We start from the raw sequence: 21735 nt of genomic DNA on the forward strand, positions 1-21735 counted from the left end.
AAAATCTTGGCCCCTTGCAACTTAATATTCGGACAATCATGATGGCAGGACTTTCCGGCAAACAGATTGTGCTCGGTATCAGCGGAGGGATAGCCGCTTACAAAACTCCCGAGCTGGTACGTCGCCTGCGTGATCGCGGCGCACAAGTACGTGTAGTGATGACACCAGCAGCAGAAGCGTTTATTACACCAATGACGTTGCAGGCAGTTTCTGGTTATCCCGTTTCTAATGATTTGTTAGATCCGGCAGCAGAAGCGGCTATGGGGCACATTGAACTTGGCAAATGGGCTGATCTGATTATTCTCGCTCCGGCTACCGCTGATTTGCTGGCGCGCCTGGTAGTCGGTATGGCAAATGATCTCATAACAACCGTCTGTCTAGCCTCCTCAGCCCCAATTGCCGCAGTGCCAGCAATGAATCAACAGATGTTTCGAGCTCAGGCAACACAACATAACCTCAAGCTTCTCGAAGAACGGGGCGTTCTTCTGTGGGGACCGGATAACGGCAGCCAAGCTTGTGGCGACGTTGGTCCCGGCAGAATGCTAAATCCTATGGCGATTGTCGAACTTGCTGAGCAACATTTTCAAACCAACCAAGACTTAGCTCACCTAAAACTTGCGATTACCGCCGGACCAACCCGTGAAGCATTGGACCCAGTTCGCTTTATCAGCAATCACAGCTCTGGCAAAATGGGGTTTGCTATCGCCCAGGCTGCGGCAACACGTGGTGCAGAAGTCACCCTGATCACTGGCCCCGTTAATTTACCGACACCACCGGGAGTCAAACGAATCGACGTCACCAGCGCTCTGGAAATGAATGAACAAGTACAGGCAGTAGCGGGTTCACAGAATATCTTCATTGGTTGTGCCGCGGTTGCAGATTATCGCGCTAAACAGATTGCCGAAGAAAAAATTAAAAAACAGGGTGATGAGATCACTTTTACCCTGATCAAAAACCCGGATATTGTTGCCAATGTAGCAGCAATGCAAGAAAACCGCCCTTTTGTGGTTGGATTTGCGGCTGAAACCCAGAATGTGGAAGAATATGCACGAAAAAAACTGAACCAAAAACATTTGGATCTGATTTGTGCAAATGATGTATCCCTTACCGGCCACGGCTTTAACAGTGATACTAATGCATTACATTTGTTCTGGCATGAGGGAGAAATCCGCTTACCTCATAGTAATAAGTTATTACTTAGCCACCATTTATTAGACGAGATAGTCAGACGCTATGATGAAAAAAATCGACGTTAAAATTCTTGACCCACGTATCGGGGAGGAATTTCCTTTGCCAACTTACGCCACGCCAGGTTCCGCAGGTTTAGATTTGCGGGCTTGCCTGGACAATGCGATAGAACTGGCTCCAGGGCAAACAGAACTGCTGCCAACCGGGCTTGCTATTCATATTGGCGATGAACAATTGGCCGCCGTTATTCTACCCCGTTCAGGTCTTGGACATAAACATGGCGTCGTTCTGGGTAATCTGGTGGGTTTGATCGATTCTGATTACCAAGGTCAGCTCATGGTTTCCGTCTGGAATCGTGGTGATAAAACGTTCACTATCCAGCCAGGCGAACGTATCGCTCAGATGGTTTTTGTACCCGTCGTCCAAGCTGAATTCAATCTGGTAGCAGATTTTGAAGCCAGCGAAAGAGGCAGCGGTGGTTTTGGTCATTCCGGTCGCCAATAACTCTCTGTAAAACCTAATACCATTTAACCCATTATCATATTCTTTGCTCAAAATACTATTGAGCAAAGAATGACTGATTTGTTTGTTTTGCTGTTCTTAACGAAGGTCTTGTCAGACATGGCAGAAAACGAAAATACGAAGAAAAGAAACAGGCGCGAGGAGATCTTGCAGGCACTGGCGCATATGTTGCAATCCAGTGATGGCAGCCATCGAATCACTACTGCTAAACTGGCCGCCAACGTGGGCGTTTCCGAAGCTGCCCTATACCGGCATTTTCCTAGTAAAACCCGGATGTTTGACAGCTTGATAGAGTTCATTGAAGACTCATTAATTTCCCGGATTAACCTGATTCTACAAGATGAGAAAGATACCTCGACTCGTATTCGCTTGATATTGATTCTGATTCTGGGTTTTTCAGAAAAAAATCCCGGTCTGACCCGCATCATGACCGGTCATGCTCTAATGTTTGAACAAAACCGGTTGCAAGGGCGCATAAATCAGTTATTTGAACGAATTGAAGTACAGATCCGTCAAGTTTTAAAAGAGAAAAAATTACGTGATGGGAAAGGTTTCAGTTATGATGAGTCGTTATTAGCTTCCCAGTTACTTGCGTTTTGTGAAGGGATGCTATCACGTTTTGTACGCTCTGAGTTCCACTATCGTCCAACGCAGGAATTTGAAGCGCGCTGGCCATTATTATTGGCTCAGTTACAATAAGTTATTCTACTACTCACCCCGCCCGTTATTGGGCGAGGGCTTTTTTTAAAGCTTATCTATCAGATACCGTACTGCGCACGATAGGCTTTTACTGCATCCAGATGATCTTTCATCTCTGGCTGACCACTCAAATAATTAATCAAGTCATTCAACGTAATGATAGAAAACACTTTGCAACCATAATCTCTTTCCACCTCCTGAATTGCCGAGATTTCACCATTCCCACGTTCCTGACGATCAAGACAAATCATCACGCCGGCAAGCGTCGCATTATGCTGCTTGATAATCTCCATAGATTCACGGATAGCTGTGCCTGCGGTAATAACATCATCAACCAGAACAACATTGCCTTTAAGTGAGCTACCAACCAAAGTACCACCTTCGCCATGATTTTTAGCTTCCTTACGGTTAAAACAGTATGGCATATCAATATCATGATGCTCTGCCAGTGCAACTGCCGTTGTCGTCGCAATTGGAATACCCTTGTAAGCGGGTCCGAATAACAAATCGCACTGAATACCGCTATCCAACAATGCTGCTGCATAAAAACGCCCGATTAACGCCAAATCACGCCCAGTATTAAACAGCCCGGCATTAAAAAAATACGGGCTTTTACGTCCTGATTTCAGGGTAAATTCCCCAAATTTCAGTACCTGTTTTTTTAGCGCAAGCTCGATAAATTCGCGCTGATAGGCTTTCATTGGTGTCTCTCCTCTCTTTTAGTCATAGTTATCGCCATACAACAGGCACAAAAAAGGCGACTACTCCGTCGCCTAATCAATTTATTATTTTAATGCATTTCTCTGCGCTGCAAAAATGTCCTCTAATCCTCCCTTGGCAAGAGCCAATAAGGATAACAACTCATCATGACTAAATGGCTCGCCTTCCGCAGTGCCTTGCACTTCAATCATCCGACCATCTTCCATCATCACGACGTTCATATCAGTTTCAGCGGCGGAATCTTCCACATACTCCAGATCACAACGGCCTTCACCATCCACAATGCCAACAGAGACCGCAGCAACCATTGATTTCAGAGGACTCTCTTTCAGCTTGCCTGCTTCAACCATTTTATTCAACGCATCAGCTAACGCGACACAAGCACCAGTAATAGAAGCTGTACGGGTACCGCCATCAGCCTGAATAACATCACAATCCAGTGTAATGGTGTATTCACCCAGTTTTTTCAGATCAACAGCGGCGCGTAGTGAACGAGCGATTAAACGCTGAATTTCCATCGTACGGCCGCCCTGCTTGCCTTTAGCTGCTTCACGAGCATTTCGGGTATGAGTAGAGCGCGGTAACATACCATATTCCGCCGTCACCCAACCCTGCCCCTGACCTTTCAAGAAACGCGGAACCCCTTCTTCAACGGATGCATTACATAACACTTTGGTGTCCCCAAACTCTACTAGAACCGAACCTTCCGCGTGCTTAGTATAATGACGGGTTATAGTGATAGGACGCACTTGTTCTGCCGCTCTTCCTGTTGGGCGCATAGTGTTATCTCCGTTGTTAAACCATTATTGGGGGCGCATTATACGGCCTAACAGGGCTAATTCCTATCCTGCATCTACAACGAGCGTTATAATCTCTTAATCTTTTGTTTAAATTGGGAACGAATCATGATCCGTAGTATGACTGCTTTTGCACGGCGAGATATCAAAAGTGAATGGGGAAATGCGGCCTGGGAACTACGCTCTGTTAATCAGCGTTATTTAGAAACTTATATCCGCCTACCAGAACAATTCAGAAGCTTAGAACCGGTAATCCGTGAACGTATTCGTTCCCGTCTGACTCGCGGGAAAGTTGAGTGCAACCTGCGTTTTGAACTGGACTCACGCGCACAAGGCGAACTTATCCTGAATGAAACCTTGGCAAAACAGCTAGTCAATGCGGCGACCTGGGTCAAACAGCAGAGCAACGAAGGTGAAATCAACCCTGTTGATATTCTGCGTTGGCCTGGCGTTATGGCCGCAGAAGAGCAAGACCTGGATGCTATCAGCACTCAATTGTTGCAAGAACTGGATACAACACTGGATGCCTTTATCCAAAGCCGTGAAGCCGAAGGCAATGCACTTAAGATTATGATTGAACAACGTTTGGACACAGTAACCGAAGAAGTCAGCAAAGTGCGCCAACAAATGCCTGAAATCATGCAATGGCAACGGGAACGCCTGCAAACCAAATTGGAAGAAGCGCAGGTACAGCTTGAAAATAACCGCCTTGAGCAAGAATTGGTTTTACTGGCCCAACGTCTTGATGTGGCAGAAGAGTTAGATCGCCTCGATGCCCACGTCAAAGAAACCCGCAATATTCTAAAGAAAAAAGAAGCCGTCGGCCGCCGCCTGGATTTTATGATGCAGGAATTCAATCGCGAATCTAATACGCTTGCCTCCAAATCTATCAACGCCGATATCACTAACTCCGCTATTGAATTGAAGGTGTTAATCGAGCAGATGAGAGAGCAGATTCAGAATATTGAGTAAGGTTTCACGCGATCTCTTCTCGTCTCACAAAGTCTCGCGTAGACAAAAAGGCCATTGTAAATCATTAATGCCAGTCAGTTAAAGCTGACTGGCCTTTCTTTTTATTACCATTTTTGTGGCTTACACCTCACTACTCTCGGATATTTTCTGTCAGGAAGCTTTGCGGGTAATTCAAACATGCTTAATGTTTCCAATAAGTAAGCACAACGCTTAGGTAAATTACCTGCACTGGTCAGTGGCGTTGTGATCAGGTAGAGCATCACATGCCGTGCACAATGTGAAAAGCTGAGTCTATTTGGTAAGATTTCGGTTTCCTTCACCGCTTCAATCATTGCAATACGGACAAGGTTATAAGCGAGTAAGACGCCCCAAAGTTCCTGTTTCACCATCTCAGGTTTTTTACTTCTTAATAGATGGTTTGACTGAAGAAGTGTCTGCTTGATTTCTCTATAACTCAATTCTATTTCCCAACGCTGCTGATAGACTTCAACTCATTCATCATAAGGATGTTTTTGCTGAGAAACTAAAAAACTTAATACACGATATTCTTTTTTATCTATCGTATAACTTGTTAATCTTGCTGTTATTTTGTCCGGTAAATCAGTGAATTTTTTCTTGATTGTGGGGATGTTTGTAAGGTAACAAGCCAATCCCTATCGCCCAGCTTTCTGACCTCTTCATAGTTTAAATCCTTCTTTGCAGGTATCATCCAGTGTCTCTCTATTCCTGTTGTCGCCCACTGACTTAACAGGCCTAAGGAATAGTCACCTCTGTCAAATAAGGTTAAATAATAATCAGGGGTTCGTTCAATAAGGCAACTGGCTAAAGTCATTTCACCCACATGTCGTGAATAACCACCCGCATAGCGGGTGGTTTGCTCTAGCCCTATAAGGGCATATTACCGACTGGCATTAATTGTTAATCATGGCCTTTTTACCTTACATCTTCTCATGTCGAAGTCATTTATTCAGCTTTCTTATAAAACCTACGTCAGTAACCGCCGCACTGGCTGATTTTAATTTACTAGATACGTGATACTACCACATATTAGAAAGCGACAGGTGAATTGTGATCCGAACATTTCATTTAAATGTCCCTTGAAATATTCAGCTACGATATACCAATGATGTCTTCTTCAAGTTCTTTAACAGCAGATGTTATTTTATAGTTAAATTTCCTTTCAACCTCAGTTTCTCTTAGTTTACTAGCAACCTCCCTGCCAATCCACATAGCTACTATCTCTCGTTTCTGCTCTATGGTGAGATTGTCAAAATTCGGTATATATTTTGATGTAAATGCTGCACCATGATTCAGCTCATAAAATGTCTTTATTAAAGATTTTGCTTTAATATCTTCAGTGAGTCCAAATCGCTTAATAAAGTTTGTGATAGTATGGTTTACTGCACGTAACTGAGCTGTACTGGAAATCTGCGAAAAATAAGACACCCATCCAAGACGTTTACCACCAAAAATGCAACCTGTAATCCTTAAATTTAGCTTCCATTTACAGTACGCGATTGCTTTTTCTTTGTCGCGCTTATTTCTGGCTTGTGAAAGAGCGTGTCGGTAGGCAGTGAAAATCTTTGCAAGAGATGATTCAAAACGAAGAATACTTTCCCTCTTAATTAAAAGTTCATTACCTATAATTTGATATCCTAAAAAACTAAAAGGCGTACCAATCATGCCCACTACTGATTTAGAATTTTCTTTGTTTAGTGGATGCGGCTGGAGTCCGATAGATTCTAACTTGCGGATAACATTATCAGTAACAACACTGGCTTGACCGGAAGGCGTCAAAATTAGTATGTCATCAACATATCGTTTAAACCATATATTAGGATCAGCTGATAATTCCTTATCGATTTTGCCAAGTGATATTTCAGCAAGGATATTTGAAATAGCTAGCCCTTGAGGCACTCCCTTTGTATTCGGCAGAGCATGCTTACTTCCCTTGAATTCACTAACTGTAGGTACAGCTAAAGCTGACATAATCAGCTTCCTAAATTCGGTTTTCCTGATTCTATTTTTTATCGAGCATTCTATAAGTGAATGCTCGATTGAAGGGTAAAATGATTTGAGATCAATCTTGGCATATTCCTTAAATATTTCCCCATGCAAGGCCTCCTTAAGGGAGTCAATGACAGTATGAGGTAATTTAAGCCTTGCTTCAGGAAACACATCTGATAAGCATTCACATAATGCCCTAAGTGTTATTCTGTCTCGAACTGTAGGAATTGAAATCTGTCTAGGATTAGAGTTTGCACCTTTGGAAATTAATTTTTCTTTGTAAGCTGTAAATTTATAGTTTCCACTATTAACTTTTTTCGATATAAGTCCTAATTCATCATTAAGTTTTTTTTCTAAACTTGAGGAGCGAACTCTATCTATACCTATCGCCCCAGAGCTTTTTATTTTTTCTTGATAAATAAATCTAAGATTCCTTACAGAAAACTTTCCCTTAAACTTACGCGCCGCACTCATAATTAATCCACAATAGAATCAACGGGGTTAAATATAATAAAGATGTAATAACGATTTTTAATATCTTCCAACGCCCAACTTCATCTATCTCTTCAGTTGTTGGTTTTCGCGTTGTTAATGTTGAATGAGCAGAAACTCTAGCCATTTTATCATCAATTTCCTGATGATTCTCAACCTCACCCAAAAGATCATTATATTCTGCAATCTGCGCTGATGTGAGAGGCTGTCCTTGAGGAATTTCAGCATATAACTTCTGGAGAGCCAGATAATTTTTTCGCATTGCAATAGCTCGTCCGCGAAAATCCAGATTAGATACAACTAACGAAACACCAAGCAAAACAATGGACAGGATTGCCGCCCAAATATCTGTATTGTCTCCGAGCACTCTAGGATAACGTATTGTTATTACAGAAAGCACTGCACCCAAAATAGCATACCAGACAAGAAGAAACTGTGAGTGTTTTTCCATCCATTCAAGGCGATGATGCGCATTTATGCGAGCTTTGTAAGTAAACCAAATATTATCACGCACAAAAACTCTCCGATTTAGATAGAGGAAAGGACAGGGACTATTGAGAACCGTTGAACATCCCGTAGGATCAGTGAGCTGAAACCCAACAGCTAAAAAAAGAAGCTGTTCTTTATTAGAGCCGCCCTTACGCAAGTAAGAGGAAAAACCTGTCCTTCCAAATATATTAGTAACAACTTAATTAAGTTACAGTCAACCTAATTTTTCATTTTTATTAGCCCATAGTTACCGATTTTGCCATAGTAACTGTACAAGAGCATTTGGATAAAACTACTATTCGGAACTGGACATAGATACGCTTTCTCAAACGCGCCCTGTATTGAAATACGGCACCTTGCAAGATATGCGATGCTCACGTTTGCCTTGAAGGTTGCTAGTTTAGTTGTTGAGCACGAAATAGAACTATTTGATAAGCGCACAATCTAGACTCGGTGGTCACGCTGTGTTGCTCAATTGAGCGGCATATTCAGTATAGCGTCAGTTTTCTGTGTACATAGGAGTGTACATACTGAAAAAATGGAGTATAAAAAACTCAATAAAATCAAATAACATATACCATTACTCAACATTCAGATTCACATCTCTTCTCATCTCACAAAGACTCATGCGGACAAAAAGGCCATTGTAAATCATGGTCTTTTTTGTTTTATATAGTCTCACATAGTATCAGTACAGCGCGTATTTGAAGTGTTTATAAGGTGTACTTATTCGTTTTAAGTACACCCCCTGATAACGAGTGACATATGGGCAAATTGACAGACATACAGATTCGTACATGGATAAAAAATAAGGAGTACTTCGCGGGACGCTCCGGGACATGACATAGCAGGAGAGAAGCAAGAACGCAAAGCAGAAGCGTTGAAGAAGATGGAGGAAGAAAAACACGCACTCCGTGTTTCAGAACTGGCTGCTGAATACTTTGAGCACCAGATCCTCACCCGCAGGAAACACCCAGACATCCTGACACCGCCGTATAGACAAAGATATCAACCCAGCGATTGGGCATCTCAGAATCGAAGATGTTAAAGCCTAGCATATTGACGACATGTTGCAAAAAATCGTCCAGCGTGGTGCACCAACAGTCGCAAATGATGTTCTTAGATGAGGCGTCGTATTTTCGATTACGGCATTAAATGACATATGCTTGAAACCAATCCCACAGGCGCTTTTGAGATCTCAGATGCTGGCGGCCAGGAACAAAGCAGAGAGAGCCGGCTAAGCCGCGAAGAGCTTATGAAGTTCTTTCAGGCAATACCAAGACAAAGGGATTCTCACGTCAGAATGAGCTAACAATGAAGCTTCTACTGGTATTCTGCTGCCGTAAAATGGAGCTTTGCGGTACCCGTTGGGAAAAGTTTGATCTTAATGAAGCTATCTGGCACTTACCCGCAGAGCGAGTTAAGAATGGCGATGCAATCGATATCCCAATTCCAGCACCGACACCTAGTTGAGAGAACTTCACCAGATGTCCTGTAATAGTCTGTGGGTGCTTTTCCGTCCAGAAAAATGCAGCATCGTATGATCCCTCGCATTCAGGAAAGCACATTGCTTGTGGCCTTGAGTAAGGTACAAACCAACCTTCCCGATGAACCTAATTTTACTATTCATGACTTTCGGCGCACAACACGATCACATTTGGTTGCATTAGGTGTTGATCCGGTAGTAGCAGAACGCTGCCTGAATCACAGAATTAAAGGCGTTGAGGGGATATACAACCGCTATCAATATTTCGACGAGAGAAAACGAGCATTAGATTTGTGGGCTAACATGCTTGTTTCATTAGAAAGAGGTAAAGATTATAACGTGACGCCATTGAGAAAGGTTATAGCATGAAATGTACTGGCTCATACTCGATCTGACATTTTTTCCGACTTAAACGCAATCTAACAGTCGGTTATGTGCCAATAGCGGACGTTCTTTACTTTATAATTGTTACTGATTCTAGAAGCGACTGTACCTATAAGTGATAGAAACTTAGTGAAAAGTAGCGTAATGTTTAGTTCATTAAATTTACAAAAGCGTGTTGGCCCGTGTTGAAGTGTGGGGAGACCCGTGGGAAAAGCGTTAAGTGTCCACATTTAAAGAATTTTTAACTTGGTTCGCCAAACTAAAAAATACTTGGGAGTATGGATTACAGCGAGTCACAAGCCAAAAATACAACTGTAGTCTGCCCGGGAGCGTGCCATGGGGGAGATTTCTTAGATATATTTAGAATAATAGTCTGAGTGCGCTCAAATTTAAAAAAACTTTGAATTTGACGGTGCTACGCACCGTTACTTAAATAAAAGTTATATACTCTGGGAGTAAAGACGGACAATTATGAATGGATTAGAAAAAATAAAATTCTTAGATGATATTGGCTCAGAGCTACAGTCTAGGATGACATTTACGGATATTGACACGTACTTCCGGGGACATGGTGTTCCAACACAGGATAATTATCCTCATAATAGCAAAAGGGCTTATGCGAAAGACATGCTTGCTAAGGTCGACGAGGAGTTACTTTTCACAATAGCTGGTGAGTTGGGACTTGTAAACGCCCCAAGTAACTCTAACGTGGTGAGGAAAGTCGGCTTTTGGAAGGCCGGACATTTTAGGTTGTTTCTGAGTCATTTGGCGTCATTCAAGGTTCAAACTGCCTACCTCCAAACGGCGTTAAGAAAATTTGCAATATCCAGCTTCGTCGCCCATGAAGATATTGAACCGACGAAGGAATGGCAAAATGAAATCGAAGCTGGCTTAAGAACCATGGATGCCCTAGCGGCCATCCTTATGCCGGGTTTCCAAGAAAGCAAATGGTGTGATCAGGAAGTTGGAGTTGCAGTTGGTCGCGATGTTCTAATTATTCCAATCCGTAAGGGGCTGGATCCATACGGATTCATTGGTAAATACCAAGGGATTCAGGCGCAGGGAAAAACAATAGGAGAAGTGGCTGAAGCTATTTTTGAGACATTGGTTAAGTCCCCTAAAACTAAAAATAAAATACTGATTTCACTTTCGGGCGCTGTCTCAAATGCAACTACAGCTGAAGAAGCTATCGAGAGAATCGCTATTTTCAAATCCTTAGACGGGGTGCCATCAGATATTTTGGAGAATCTTAAGCAGCAAGTAGCGGATAATGGACTCCTTACTGAGTCAAAAGCATTTTTAGACAGCCTTAATTCGATGCTAAGTAAATTCAATGTTCAAAAGATAATTGTAGGAAAGGCGAAACAGGAAGCAGAGTGGGGTGACATTCCATTTTAGGAAAACACATAACAATCACAGATACAGCGACGAATTTTATATTTCGGTTACATCGACATTACAAAGCCGCCCGTGCTGCTGGCGTTAATGTCAGCTTTTCGCTCCCTTTTGCTGTTGGTGTTGCTGAGATGTAGGTAATAGCTCACAAAGTGTTGCTAGAACGGCGTTAGCAACCAATCCAAAGCTTCGCAATGGGGATGAAAGCTTGTGTATAGCACAATAGATTTGCACCGGAAACAACCTGATGTGACCTTAGAACAATATGTAAGAGAAAAGCGAGTACAGCTTGGAGTAGAGGTTACAAGCAAATATAGAATTTATCTGGACCTACGATTTTGGATACTCTTTAGAGATGTCGAACTCGGTAGAAATGGCAATAAAGATTTAATTCAGCTTCTTAACCAGATTAAATGCCTAGTTAATGACGGCATGTGTATTTGTCCCATATCTGAAACAGTTTTTGTTGAGCTTATGAAGCAAAGTGACCACAGAACAAGGCTTGCCACAGTAAATTTAATAGATCGCCTAAGTTGTGGTGTCACGCTTATTGTTAATCAAGAAAGAATCAGTCAAGAACTATGTAACGCGATTTATTTGTTGGCTGGGGTTGAAAACCTTATACCAATAGATAACTTGGTATGGACAAAATTCAGCTATATATTTGGTGAGATTCACCCACATCAAACGCCTTTTGAACAGTCCGAAGAACTTATTATTCAAAAATCATTTCTTGATTATATGTGGGATATTACGCTTACTGAGATAATGGACTATATTGATTTCGAGAGTTGGGAACAATTAGATTGGCAGAAAACGGCAGAGCGCCTTAATCTAGGAAATCAAGAGCATGCAGGTGAAATTCTAAGTTATAAACAGGCATACCGTGTAGAGTTTGACGGAGTATTAAGCCTCTTTAAAGAGCAATTACTGCAACTATCCAAAGAATTAGATAATGCAGGGTATAAGGAATTTGAAGCAAATAACGAAAATCTATCGAACCAAGAGCGATTTAGAAAATTTTCAAAATCAATTCGAACACTACATATTAGCGCTTGTTGTCATGCCTCTGTAAGATGGGACAAAAAACGCCAACTCACAGGTAATGACCTTCTAGATTTCTGTCATGCTGAAGCGGCATTAGGATATTGCAATTTATTTTTAACTGAAAAACCACTGAAGAGCTTAGTGAGCCAGAATCATTTAGGATTAAGGAATGATTTTCCATGTGCTGTTGAATCATCAGCGGCTGGTGGGCTTGAAGTTCTGAATGCCAGGAAATGCTAACAAAGTGCTGCTGTCGGGCAAATTTTTCACCGTGCTCTAAATTTGCCCAGAGCATGACATTAAAGCGGAACTTTTCTCTCTATTTCTCAATTAGGATGATGTTTACCATAAATACGATAATGAGGAACTACACGCATGTTCTGCATATCTTCATCAAGATTCGCGCAAGTAACCTGTGCAGAACAATCTTCGCCAGGACATATAAATAATTTTTTATTAGTAATTAATCCAGACCAATACAAATCATAAGCTCGATCAGGGTCGATATACTCATTTAATTCAATGCTATAAGCCACATCCAAAGACATATTTCATCACCATCGCACTATAATCATTCTGATAAGTTACTCCCAATAAGTTAAAAAATCTATAGTGTTTCTCTTATCTGAAAAAGCTTCCACCCATTTCCCTAAGTACAAGAATAATGAGCAATTAACATAATTAATAAATATCAATTAGTTATGCTGTTAAAATTTACCATTAGTGTAATAGATACTTATTTTTAAGGCCATACCGAAGAAGTGACTATACTTATTGTAAGAAATTTTTAAGCGGCACAACATTTTGAATGCTCTCTAGATTAGAGTAAAGTCTCCTAGATATCAGAACAGAGGAATTTATGCCTAACACTATGACAAATAAATTTCCAACATTTGATTTATTACTCTCTCCTCCTATTAGTGTGGAGGTAGCTGATTCAGAACTAGCTAAAATGGCTGAATCAATAGAATCATGCCTGGCTGCTTATGACATCATGGTCAATGTAGAAAATATATCTCCAGGACCCGCGTATATTCATTTTGATTTACTTCCAGCACCCGGCGTTAAAGTTTCCCAGATTATTAATTTATCTCACGATATAACACGCTCACTTTCTGCATCTACTATACAGATTGTGCCAATCATACCGGAGACACCCTATATTGGCTTAAATGTACTTAGAAATTGTCGTGATACCATCTACTTACGTACTGTATTAGATTGCGCTCAATTTAAAGAAATCGATTCTCATCTGGCAATAGCTTTGGGCAAAGATATCTCTGGAAACCCCATCATTACAACTCTAACTGATATGCAACACTTATTAATCGGGGGAGCTACAGGATCGGGTAAGTCTACGTTTATTCATGCCACGATTCTTAGCTTACTGTACAAAGCCACTCCTATAGACGTTCGCTTTATCATGATTGATACGAACATGTTGGAACTTTTGGTTTATGAAAAACTACCCCATTCACTAACAAGAGTTATTAACAATACGGAAGAGGCTGTTCACGCGTTACACTGGTGCCTCAATGAGATGAAGTCGCGTTATAAATTGATATCAGCGCTTGGCGTACGTAGCTTAATTGAGTATAACCAGCATGTACAACAAGCAATAAATCTGGGGCATCCTATCCCCAATCCTTTCTGGATCCCCTCTGATGGAGCAGATACGACATCACCAATATTGATGCAACAACCCAATATTATTGTTGTGATCGATGAATTTTCCGATTTGATGCTTAAAGCGGGTAAAGAAACCGAAACATTGATCGTATCCCTCACTCAACAGGCTCATATTGTTGGTATCCATCTAGTGCTTGCTACTCGATATATCTCCGTTGATATCATGACCAATTTGATTAAAAGCAACATCTCCACACGGATTGCTTTTTCGGTATTCGACAAAACTGATTCACGTATTATCTCAGGCCAAAATGGCGCTGAATTGCTGCCGACGGGAGACATGCTTTACGTGGCTCCTCACTTGATTGAGCCGCTTCGTTTACATGGTGCTTTAGTTCATGAACAGGAAATACGCTCTGTAGTACAAAAGTGGCAAAAATATAGCCAATCTCAATATATTAAGATTACTTCTGCAAATGATTATAAAGCACCGGAATTTGAGGGGGAAGAGCTTGATTCACTGTTTGAGCAGGCTGTTATTTTTGTGGTAGAAAAGCAACGAGCATCAATATCTGAAGTCCAACGTCAATTCCAGATTGGCTACAACAGAGCTGCACGTATTATTGAACAGATGGAAACCATTGGTATCATCAGTATGCCAGAGAGTAATGGCAACCGGAGAGTATTAGCCCCTCCATCATAAAAAAACAAAGAACAAGTCACTTCTGCAAATTACCGTTGTATGCCAGCAATAGCATTAAAAGGTGCATTTGCCTGTCATGTCATGTTTATATTTCCAATGTTCATCGACACGTACAGTCTTCATGTCGATAAAATCGAGAAATTTCGACACGTGTTAGCAATATGTCGATGGAATCGACATACGGAAACCTTGCGTCGAAAAAACAGAAAAATATCGACGTGTCATCAACAAACGTCGATATCATGAGCCATTTTTTACACCATAAAACAGAACTACTCAGCCACCAATCTAATCTTCGCTGCTCTCCACGCGGTAAACAGCGCCAGCAAGGGTGCGATAGCAAATAACAGGAATAACCAGTATGCGGCAGAAGCTGTCCCCGTTACACCACCCGGTTCATTAAACCCCGAAAGGTTCACCACCATCCCCGCCAATGCGGCGCCAAAAGCAGTTGCGAAGAGCTGCACGGTTGTAATTGAAGCACCAGCAATATCTTTATCCCTCTCTGACGAGACCTGTAATATGCGAGTGAGCAAATGCGGCCAACCAAAACCAATACCAAATCCCACCAAAGTCAGTGCAATCACGATGGGTATCATCACTTGCCAATGTCCAACTGAAGGCCGTGATAATATCAACGATAGAATCAGCATACCGATTAATACCAATATTGGCCCACTGATAATTGCCCGGCGTATACCGGCACCACGCCAACCCGCACTGATTATCTCCGCAACTGTCCAACCGGCTGCCATTGCCGCGGCCATATAACCAGAAATTAGCGGTGACTGACCATGCAATATTTGCAGGAAATACGGCACAAATACTTCACTGGTCATGCCGACCACCAATAATGAAATCGTGGCGAATAACACTGCATGAGGTGATCCAAAATGCAATGCGCCATGAGGTAATAGGCGTATGACAGAACGCCGTTCGTGACAAACTAGCAGTATTATTAATACTAATGCCAGCATAATTCCTGCAAAATTCAGCTTCACATTTTCGGATACGCTACCAGCAGAAACCATCAATACCGCTCCCGCTAATAGAACTAGCTGTACTAAGGGTAACGCTGTTTTATTCCGTTCCTGAAGTTTACCTTTTGGCAAAGTTAAGCAAGTGAAGACTGCATACAACAGCATTATTGGCAGCATGATGCCAAAGGCATAACGCCAAGCATGCATCTCAGCAAAAACACCGCCCACAGCAGGGCCAACTAACGTCGCAACGCCCCACATACCGGATATCAGAGCCATCGCCCGCGGCCAAAGCGCCTGTTCAAATACCAGATTGATCATGGCATAGGAGAGTGCAAACAACAGTCCACCGCCAAAACCTTGCACCGTTCGCCCGATCAACATCACCTCCATTGTTGGGGCAAGTGCGCATAACAAGCTGCCAAAGAAGAACAACAGCGCAGCAACCAGATAAGCATTACGTGCTCCCTGTGCATTCAGCAGACACGGAGATAATACTGAACCAATAATAGAAGCAACAACGAACAGCGTCGTATTCCAAGCATAAAGGTTCAAACCCCCAATATCCTGTACAACCGAAGGTAAGATAGTGGTGGCAATTAAGATATTAATCGCATGTAACGCAACACCTAGCGATAAAACCAGGGCGCTGGCCACATTTTTACCGGAGAACAAATCGCTCCAGCGGCTTTCATCGTTTGTTATCACAGTCATTATCCTGCATTAGCATTGAGTTAATATGAGTCTTACGTTAAATTAAACAAGAATTATCTTGGAATAAATTAAGATGGGGAGAAGGAGTATGTCAAGAAAAAGCTTTGAAAATAGCACAAACATGACACAATCAGTAGGTGAAAAGTTACTGATGTTATTGAAAACCCGTGGTCCTCAACAAGCTTCTGACGCCGGGAAAATGCTAGGTACAACCGGGGAAGCTGCCCGGCAACAGTTTGTGAAATTAGCGAAAGAAGGGCTGGTGGAAGCTATTGCAGAAGCACGAGGCGTTGGCCGTCCAATACAACTTTGGCACCTGACAGCCGCAGGTCATAATCATTTCCCAGATGCACATGCTGAACTGACGGTACAATTACTCAGCACTATCCGTAAACAGTTAGGTGAAAAAGCCATAGATATATTGATTGATACCCGTGAGCAGGAAACCCGGACTAATTATCAGCAGGCAATGAATGGAGCAACGAGTCTACAAGAGCGAGTCGAACGGCTAGTTGCTATAAGATGCCGTGAAGGTTACATGGCTCAGTGGTCATCTACCGAAGATGGCGCCATTTTGCTGGTAGAAAATCATTGCCCAATTTGCGCTGCCGCTACCGCCTGCCAGGGCTTTTGCCGCGCTGAACTCAACGTATTTCGGGATATACTCCAAGCTCAGGTAGAACGCGTGGAGTATATGCTCACCAATTCACGGCGCTGCGCTTATCGCATAACTAGCAACATTAAGCCTGATTAAACTGCGCTGCTACTTTCTCGGCTGCCTTCTCCGTTAAACATAAAAAACAGTGCGCCAGTCAGTAATATCAATCCACCAGATATCATTAAAAGAGATTGAATACTGATATAGTCAGCGATTGGACCAAACAGCACCATACCTAATGGCAGAGAACAGGACAGAGCAATCTGAACTAAACTAAATACCCTGCCCATCATTTCAGGTTCGACTCTTTCCTGAAAAACCGCGGTTATCGGTGCGTTAAAACAAGGTGTTACCACACCTAAAAAGACATTGATTACTAGATAAAGTGGGAACCAATAGGCATTACCAAGAGCTATCATAAATATGCCAAAAAAGGCGCAAGCTATCGCCGTTATACGCATTTTATTTTTATATTCACTCCAGAAAGAAATCAGCAATCCACCTAAAACCGCGCCGGCACTGAATGTCATTTCATTAATGGCTAAACGCCACGGCTCTTCCCCAAATGTCCTATTAACTAATAAAGGTGTCAGAAATGCTGCCGGACTAATCAGAAAGCAGACACAAATCAGAAAAATCAAAAGATTTCTGATTAATTTATTCTCTTGCAGATAACGGAAACCCGCTAAGATTGCCTGAAATTTATTATCCGGTATGGAAGCGGAAGCAATTTTAGGAATAGGAATAAACGCAACAATGCTGATGCCAATAATGGCAGTCGTTACGTCCACTAAAAAAATATTCTCAATTGAAGTTTGAGAATATAAAAAGCCGCCAATAGCAGGAGATGCCAACATCATCAGTGAAGTCAGAGAAGTATTAATACCATTGACCCGCAGCAATTTCTCTTTCGGCACGAGTTGCGGAATAATAGCACTCACTGCCGGCATCTGGATGCCCGTCCCGAATGAGCGGACAATCAACGCGACAAATAACAACTCAATGCTCTTAAATCCAAGCATAAAAGAGATAGCTAAACCAAGAGTGACTAATGCAATTGCGGCATCAGAGGCAATACTGAGCAACTTACGGCTATAAGTATCCGCCCAAACACCAGCAAATAAGGAGATCAATACCTGTGGAAGAAATGCACAGAGTACCGAAATAGCCAGCATTTCTCCCGATGATGTATTTAAGGTGATATACCAGACGATAGAAAACTGGACAATGGAAGAACCTAGCAAAGAAATTGTTTGAGCTGATAAAAATAAAACCGTTTTGCGTTTCCAACCTGGAAGTAATTCACTCATTTTAACTACGCCCCTTAAAATCTAAGAGGCGTAGTGCCTGAAAATAATTATTCAAACACAAACTCCTCTAGTTCTTTTATTGTTGGTGCACCCGCAGCACCAGAACGGTTGACGACAATGGCGGCAACACGATTGCCAAGCTCAACAGCATCTCTTAATGACATTCCCTGCGATAAACCTGCAAGCATGCCACTACTATGAGCATCACCAGCACCGATGGTATCCACCACTTTCACTTTATAAGCAGCAACATATTCTGGCTCACTATCAGGCAGACATATCCACGTACCCTGTGAACCTAACCGACAGATAATAGTGATTTTTCTTTTACTGGAATAACGGCTAGCTTGGACGACAGGATCACCTTCTCCGCACAATATAGCAACTTCATCACCGTTCAGTGTCAGAATAGTCCGGTCAGCAGGTAATGCATCAAGGAAAGTAGGATCTATTTCCGGTAAACGTGGGCCAAAATCCAGCAATAACGTCTGCCCGGATGGCGACGCCAGTAACCAGTCACATAAAATCGCTGTTGATTTACTCGCCATGACATAACCACTGGAGTAGATATACCCTTTTTCCGGCAAAGCAATAGAAGAGAGCATGGCCGTATTCCAGTCAATTTCACAGCCACTCACAGAAACAAAACTTCTTTCACCGTCCGGTTCAACCATCGCCAAACACCAACCATTATCAAGAGATGAATGGGTCAATGTAACCTCAAGCCCAAGGTCTTGCATCTCTTTGGCGACTTGCTTACCCCAATATCCATTACCAACGGGTATACCATTGATCACAGGGACTTGCAGGCGGACTAAGGCCCGAGCAACATTAAAACCAGAACCGCCAATCTGCCGATCAATTTCTTTAGCTTCCTGATCTGCCCCACTACGGGGAAGCCTCGGCAAACTAAGAACAATATCTCCTGCCGCCGCACCAATTACAGTAATCGGTAGTAAACCCGCCATCAGGCTCTCCTCTTACCGGCCTAAATATCAGCCATAGTCACATCAAATTGGAAAAGAAACAGATAAATCACTTAGGAAAGAAAACTTGCAGCAATTATTGCTGAATTTACATACATAAGAAATACTTATACTTTAACATTAATCGGGTTCGATAAAAGTCAATCTGTATCAATTATGTGACACCAACGTGCTTGATCTCCAATTTATCGGTCATAGGACGACAATAATCCCAATATGAAATAGTGACACATAACCATTGTTGCCAAAATATATGAAAACTCATGGGAAAAGTTTATGAATTCATGCAATTAGCCTCATGAGGAGAGCCAAAACGAATGAAAAAGCCAACATTTTTATCTGATACTGCCCAAACACACTTTTATAATAAACAACGGCAAATAAAATAGTTCTACTGGGATAAACAGTGAGTTGATTTTATTGTATTTCCAATGGCGTGTTATCCGTGCAAGATAAATATTTATAATTTTATATGCTTGATAAATAAAAATTTAATTTAAGAAATTAATAAAAAAATAAAAAATTTATTTAATTAGTTTTTAGTAACAATTACTTAAAACATATTATCTCTTTATGTCCATAAATATTACTGCTATTCTACATAATTATAATTATCAACTAATGAAGCACTTATCAATCTTACAAATTACTTTTACCGGAAATCCTACGTTGAAAACACACATTATTATTCAATCCGCAAAACAACGACCTGATTTAAAAAATGCCACTGATGATCTTATTTACCATAATTGGCCTTTGTTTATACAGAATTCTCCAGTGACATATGAGCATTGGAATAAATTATTTGAGTCAGATTTCAGCCGTTTTCAGCAATTTGCTATTTTGCAGCAAGGGAAAAAACAGCGATTAATTGGTGTTGCCAATGCAGTACCTTTCCCTTGGGAAGACGATTCATTAGAACAACTGCCAGATAATGGTTGGGATGAAGTTTTCCGCAGAGGTATGTTTGCCCGTGGAAAAAAAGTAACAAAAATGTTGTCAGCACTGTCAGTAACAGTATCTCCTGAATTTCGTGGCAAAAATTTACCGGCATTACTCATTAGTAGCTTAAAACAAGCAGCTATTGAGGAGGGGTTGAAAGGGTTAGTTGTTCCTGTTAGACCGACGTTGAAAAAAAACTATCCATTGCAGGATTTTGTACAATACTGTGAATGGAAAAATGATAACAATGAACCTTTTGATCCCTGGATTCGGGCACACTGGCGTCTGGGAGCGAAGATTATTCGACCGGCTATGCGCTCAATGTATATAAATGGCACGCTTGATCAATGGCAGGAATGGACAGGAATGAAATTTCCGCAAAGTGGGCAGTATATTATTCCTGGCGGTTTAGTGCCGCTAGTGGTGGATATACAACAACAAATGGCTTATTACATTGAACCCAACTTTTGGATGTTTCACAGCTTGCATGATTCAGAATTATTGCGATAACCTCGGTTGATTAATATGAAAATAAATTTTTCACATTAATCACAGTAGGAAATGCGAGCGTTCTTGATGTGCCTATTTTTATGCTCATTTAACTTATTAATCTCTCAGCATGGGTATAAATAGTCGCTTTACCGGGTTTACAAAAACCAACCAAGGTTAAATGACATCGGTCAGCAATTTCTACCGCCAACGAAGTTGCTGCTGAAACAGCAAACAAAATTTCAACGCCACAGATGGCTGATTTTTGTACCATCTCATAACTGGCACGGCTGGATACCATAGCAGCACCTTGCTGCCAGCCTGTTTTTGCCTTCATGCCTAACATTTTATCCAGTGCAACGTGACGACCTACATCCTCACATCCCCCCAATAATTTACCTTCTGGATTGATCCAACTTGCGGCATGAGTGCAACCTGTCAATGCACCAATATCTTGGACGTTAGTTAGTTGAGAGAGAGCGTGATCAAGCTGGCTTAACGAAAAGGTTTGAGTAAAAGGCAACGGGGAAATCGGGCGAAAAACATCAGAAAGTTGCTCTGTACCACAGATGCCACAGCCTGTTCGTCCAGCCAGATTACGTCTGCGCTCTTTCAAACTCGCAAAACGACGGCTAGAAAGTTCGATTTGCAACTCAATACCGCCATTACAATTAGCGATAATATCAATGCCACGAATCTCGTGTTGAGATCCAATAATGCCTTCGGAAAGCGAAAACCCAATAGCAAAATATTCGAGATCTTTAGGACTTGCCATCATTACGGCATGCGAAATACCGTTGTAAACTAAAGCAACAGGAACTTCTTCTGCAATCCAATCAGCTTTTAATGTATCGAGATGGTGTTTTTGTTGCACGTTCGTTCGTTTTACGCCCTCAATCACACCAAATGGTAACAACTTCCCTGATTTTACGTTATACATTAGATGAGTTCCTAATAGTGTTACGACATAATAATCGTGTGAAAAAAGAGTCTATACTATTTGTCAGGCAATAAATCTGATCCCGCTACGGAAAGTGGTTTTAATAAGAAAGAACACATTTGAAATTTTTCCCATGATGGAATGGATACTGTTTTAAAACAATTCGTTTTTAAGACAATTCATTTT

The 21735-nt window shown here is 41.7% G+C and carries 18 protein-coding genes and 2 pseudogenes; 10 read left to right on the forward strand and 10 right to left on the reverse strand.

Features of this window, described 5'->3' with window-relative positions; all coding sequences use genetic code 11:
- The first annotated feature begins 38 nt into the window (after nucleotides 1-38).
- The 3 genes from coaBC to slmA all read left to right on the forward strand — a co-directional run bounded on the left by coaBC (nucleotide 39) and on the right by slmA (nucleotide 2409).
- The gene (gene coaBC / locus EAE90_RS06505) at nucleotides 39-1256 is read left to right on the forward strand and encodes a bifunctional phosphopantothenoylcysteine decarboxylase/phosphopantothenate--cysteine ligase CoaBC (RefSeq protein WP_214052816.1); all 1218 of its coding nucleotides are present in this window, start codon (nucleotides 39-41) and stop codon (nucleotides 1254-1256) included.
- Nucleotides 1234-1692 (forward strand): dUTP diphosphatase, encoded by a 459-nt coding sequence (gene dut / locus EAE90_RS06510; RefSeq protein ID WP_214052817.1) that lies wholly within the window; start codon nucleotides 1234-1236, stop codon nucleotides 1690-1692. The genes coaBC and dut overlap by 23 nt, the downstream gene beginning before the upstream one ends.
- A gap of 117 nt (nucleotides 1693-1809) precedes the next feature.
- On the forward strand, nucleotides 1810-2409 hold the full coding sequence (gene slmA / locus EAE90_RS06515) for a nucleoid occlusion factor SlmA (protein WP_214052861.1): 600 nt from the start codon (nucleotides 1810-1812) through the stop codon (nucleotides 2407-2409).
- Between the two features lie 59 nt (nucleotides 2410-2468).
- Here slmA and pyrE read toward each other — a convergent pair whose 3' ends face one another.
- On the reverse strand, nucleotides 2469-3110 hold the full coding sequence (gene pyrE / locus EAE90_RS06520; RefSeq protein ID WP_214052818.1) for an orotate phosphoribosyltransferase: 642 nt from the start codon (nucleotides 3108-3110) through the stop codon (nucleotides 2469-2471).
- 84 nt (nucleotides 3111-3194) lie between these two features.
- Nucleotides 3195-3908, reverse strand: a complete 714-nt coding sequence (gene rph, locus EAE90_RS06525; RefSeq protein WP_214052819.1) for a ribonuclease PH — start codon at nucleotides 3906-3908, stop codon at nucleotides 3195-3197.
- Nucleotides 3909-4034: 126 nt separating this feature from the next.
- On the opposite strand from rph, the gene EAE90_RS06530 reads away from it, so the two are divergent.
- Nucleotides 4035-4898 carry a YicC/YloC family endoribonuclease gene (locus EAE90_RS06530; protein WP_214052820.1) on the forward strand — a complete coding sequence of 288 codons (864 nt, stop codon included), beginning with the start codon at nucleotides 4035-4037 and terminating at the stop codon, nucleotides 4896-4898.
- A gap of 104 nt (nucleotides 4899-5002) precedes the next feature.
- Here EAE90_RS06530 and EAE90_RS06535 read toward each other — a convergent pair.
- From EAE90_RS06535 to EAE90_RS06545, 3 genes and pseudogenes are all read right to left on the reverse strand, one after another.
- Nucleotides 5003-5374: pseudogene (locus EAE90_RS06535) on the reverse strand (transposase); the annotation flags it as partial.
- Nucleotides 5375-6008: 634 nt separating this feature from the next.
- On the reverse strand, nucleotides 6009-7379 hold the full coding sequence (locus tag EAE90_RS06540; protein WP_214052822.1) for a reverse transcriptase domain-containing protein: 1371 nt from the start codon (nucleotides 7377-7379) through the stop codon (nucleotides 6009-6011).
- Nucleotides 7363-7911: an SLATT domain-containing protein gene (locus EAE90_RS06545; protein WP_214052823.1), complete on the reverse strand. Its 549-nt coding sequence runs from the start codon at nucleotides 7909-7911 to the stop codon at nucleotides 7363-7365. Before EAE90_RS06545 ends, EAE90_RS06540 begins: the two co-directional genes overlap by 17 nt.
- A 783-nt stretch (nucleotides 7912-8694) precedes the next feature.
- On the opposite strand from EAE90_RS06545, the pseudogene EAE90_RS06550 reads away from it, so the two are divergent.
- The 3 genes and pseudogenes from EAE90_RS06550 to EAE90_RS06560 all read left to right on the forward strand — a co-directional run bounded on the left by EAE90_RS06550 (nucleotide 8695) and on the right by EAE90_RS06560 (nucleotide 12438).
- A pseudogene (locus EAE90_RS06550) lies at nucleotides 8695-9741 on the forward strand (tyrosine-type recombinase/integrase).
- Nucleotides 9742-10227: 486 nt separating this feature from the next.
- Nucleotides 10228-11154, forward strand: a complete 927-nt coding sequence (locus tag EAE90_RS06555) for a toll/interleukin-1 receptor domain-containing protein (RefSeq protein WP_214052824.1) — start codon at nucleotides 10228-10230, stop codon at nucleotides 11152-11154.
- Nucleotides 11155-11400: 246 nt separating this feature from the next.
- Complete coding sequence (locus EAE90_RS06560; RefSeq protein WP_339920933.1) at nucleotides 11401-12438, forward strand: hypothetical protein; 1038 nt, start codon at nucleotides 11401-11403, stop codon at nucleotides 12436-12438.
- Between the two features lie 86 nt (nucleotides 12439-12524).
- On the opposite strand, the gene EAE90_RS06565 is transcribed toward EAE90_RS06560, so the two are convergent.
- Nucleotides 12525-12746: a hypothetical protein gene (locus EAE90_RS06565; RefSeq protein ID WP_246550429.1), complete on the reverse strand. Its 222-nt coding sequence runs from the start codon at nucleotides 12744-12746 to the stop codon at nucleotides 12525-12527.
- A 323-nt stretch (nucleotides 12747-13069) separates the two neighbouring features.
- On the opposite strand from EAE90_RS06565, the gene EAE90_RS06570 reads away from it, so the two are divergent.
- Nucleotides 13070-14530: a DNA translocase FtsK gene (locus EAE90_RS06570; RefSeq protein WP_214052825.1), complete on the forward strand. Its 1461-nt coding sequence runs from the start codon at nucleotides 13070-13072 to the stop codon at nucleotides 14528-14530.
- A 272-nt stretch (nucleotides 14531-14802) separates the two neighbouring features.
- On the opposite strand, the gene EAE90_RS06575 is transcribed toward EAE90_RS06570, so the two are convergent.
- Nucleotides 14803-16218 (reverse strand): MFS transporter, encoded by a 1416-nt coding sequence (locus EAE90_RS06575; protein ID WP_214052826.1) that lies wholly within the window; start codon nucleotides 16216-16218, stop codon nucleotides 14803-14805.
- A 94-nt stretch (nucleotides 16219-16312) separates the two neighbouring features.
- Here EAE90_RS06575 and EAE90_RS06580 point away from each other — a divergent pair, with 94 nt between their 5' ends.
- Entirely contained in the window at nucleotides 16313-16978 is a 666-nt protein-coding gene (locus EAE90_RS06580; RefSeq protein ID WP_214052827.1) for a helix-turn-helix transcriptional regulator, read from the forward strand.
- Here the strand turns inward: EAE90_RS06580 and EAE90_RS06585 are convergent.
- A complete protein-coding gene (locus EAE90_RS06585; RefSeq protein ID WP_214052828.1) occupies nucleotides 16975-18192 on the reverse strand; it encodes an MFS transporter in 1218 nt (405 codons plus the stop codon). The two genes, EAE90_RS06580 and EAE90_RS06585, sit on opposite strands and share 4 nt — an antisense overlap.
- A gap of 47 nt (nucleotides 18193-18239) precedes the next feature.
- Complete coding sequence (locus EAE90_RS06590) at nucleotides 18240-19160, reverse strand: carbohydrate kinase family protein (RefSeq protein ID WP_214052829.1); 921 nt, start codon at nucleotides 19158-19160, stop codon at nucleotides 18240-18242.
- Nucleotides 19161-19847: 687 nt separating this feature from the next.
- Between EAE90_RS06590 and EAE90_RS06595 the strand changes: the two genes are divergently transcribed.
- Nucleotides 19848-20630, forward strand: a complete 783-nt coding sequence (locus EAE90_RS06595; RefSeq protein WP_214052830.1) for a GNAT family N-acetyltransferase — start codon at nucleotides 19848-19850, stop codon at nucleotides 20628-20630.
- 88 nt (nucleotides 20631-20718) lie between these two features.
- Here the strand turns inward: EAE90_RS06595 and fdhD are convergent, their stop codons facing one another.
- The gene (gene fdhD / locus EAE90_RS06600; RefSeq protein ID WP_214052831.1) at nucleotides 20719-21549 is read right to left on the reverse strand and encodes a formate dehydrogenase accessory sulfurtransferase FdhD; all 831 of its coding nucleotides are present in this window, start codon (nucleotides 21547-21549) and stop codon (nucleotides 20719-20721) included.
- Nucleotides 21550-21735 lie beyond the last annotated feature (186 nt).

The organism is Photorhabdus caribbeanensis (genome assembly GCF_018448885.1).
Lineage (GTDB): Bacteria > Pseudomonadota > Gammaproteobacteria > Enterobacterales > Enterobacteriaceae > Photorhabdus > Photorhabdus caribbeanensis.

Coding starts and splice junctions, on each gene's coding strand:
- dut (WP_214052817.1), top strand. CDS start 1,234: ATGATGAAAAAAATCGACGTTAAAATTCTTGACCCACGTATCGGGGAG.
- EAE90_RS06540 (WP_214052822.1), bottom strand. CDS start 7,379: ATGAGTGCGGCGCGTAAGTTTAAGGGAAAGTTTTCTGTAAGGAATCTT.
- EAE90_RS06530 (WP_214052820.1), top strand. CDS start 4,035: ATGATCCGTAGTATGACTGCTTTTGCACGGCGAGATATCAAAAGTGAA.
- rph (WP_214052819.1), bottom strand. CDS start 3,908: ATGCGCCCAACAGGAAGAGCGGCAGAACAAGTGCGTCCTATCACTATA.
- EAE90_RS06570 (WP_214052825.1), top strand. CDS start 13,070: ATGACAAATAAATTTCCAACATTTGATTTATTACTCTCTCCTCCTATT.
- EAE90_RS06565 (WP_246550429.1), bottom strand. CDS start 12,746: ATGTCTTTGGATGTGGCTTATAGCATTGAATTAAATGAGTATATCGAC.
- fdhD (WP_214052831.1), bottom strand. CDS start 21,549: ATGTATAACGTAAAATCAGGGAAGTTGTTACCATTTGGTGTGATTGAG.
- EAE90_RS06590 (WP_214052829.1), bottom strand. CDS start 19,160: ATGGCGGGTTTACTACCGATTACTGTAATTGGTGCGGCGGCAGGAGAT.
- pyrE (WP_214052818.1), bottom strand. CDS start 3,110: ATGAAAGCCTATCAGCGCGAATTTATCGAGCTTGCGCTAAAAAAACAG.
- EAE90_RS06585 (WP_214052828.1), bottom strand. CDS start 18,192: ATGAGTGAATTACTTCCAGGTTGGAAACGCAAAACGGTTTTATTTTTA.
- EAE90_RS06580 (WP_214052827.1), top strand. CDS start 16,313: ATGTCAAGAAAAAGCTTTGAAAATAGCACAAACATGACACAATCAGTA.
- coaBC (WP_214052816.1), top strand. CDS start 39: ATGATGGCAGGACTTTCCGGCAAACAGATTGTGCTCGGTATCAGCGGA.
- EAE90_RS06555 (WP_214052824.1), top strand. CDS start 10,228: ATGAATGGATTAGAAAAAATAAAATTCTTAGATGATATTGGCTCAGAG.
- slmA (WP_214052861.1), top strand. CDS start 1,810: ATGGCAGAAAACGAAAATACGAAGAAAAGAAACAGGCGCGAGGAGATC.